This is a genomic window from Streptacidiphilus neutrinimicus (genome assembly GCF_000787815.1).
GTDB lineage: Bacteria > Actinomycetota > Actinomycetes > Streptomycetales > Streptomycetaceae > Streptacidiphilus > Streptacidiphilus neutrinimicus.
This window is the reverse complement of the sequence record NZ_BBPO01000115.1, coordinates 15,592-16,120: the sequence shown is the minus strand read 5'-3', so window position 1 is coordinate 16,120 and position 529 is coordinate 15,592. Positions and strand designations below refer to the sequence as shown.

1 protein-coding gene is annotated in these 529 nt (G+C 70.5%); it reads right to left on the bottom strand.

The features are described 5' to 3' along the window. Positions 1-529: acyltransferase domain-containing protein (locus TR48_RS35910; protein ID WP_042374782.1), on the bottom strand; the 529-nt coding region annotated here is incomplete at both ends.

The following is a 529-nucleotide window of genomic DNA, read 5'->3' as shown; positions in this document are numbered from 1 at the left end:
AGTACCGCTCGCGTTGGAAGGCGTAGGTCGGCAGCTCGACGAAGCGCGCCCCGCTCCCTGCGTACACCGCGGCCCAGTCGACCCGAACCCCGCGCACGTGCAGGCGTCCCAGGGCCGAGGCAACCGTCTCGGTCTCCGGGCGGTCGCGCCGCAGCAGCGGCGTCAGCAGCGCCGCGCTCTCGTCGAGCAGGCAGTCCTGTGCCATCGCAGTGAGGGTCCCGTCCGGGCCCAACTCCAGGAAGGTCCGCACCCCTTCGCTCTCCAGGGTCCGCGCCGTGTCGCAGAACCGGACCGCCTCGCGGACGTGGCGCACCCAGTACTCGGGGATGGTGAGGTCGGCGTCCTTGTCCAGGGTGGAGACGATCGGGATCTTCGGAGCGTGGAACTCCAGCCCCTCGACCACCGTACGGAACGCGTCCAGCATCGGATCCATCAGCGGCGAGTGGAACGCGTGACTGACCGTCAACCGCTTCGTCCTGCGCCCGTGGGCCGCCAGCTTCTCGGCAGCCACAAGGACGCCCTGCTCGGC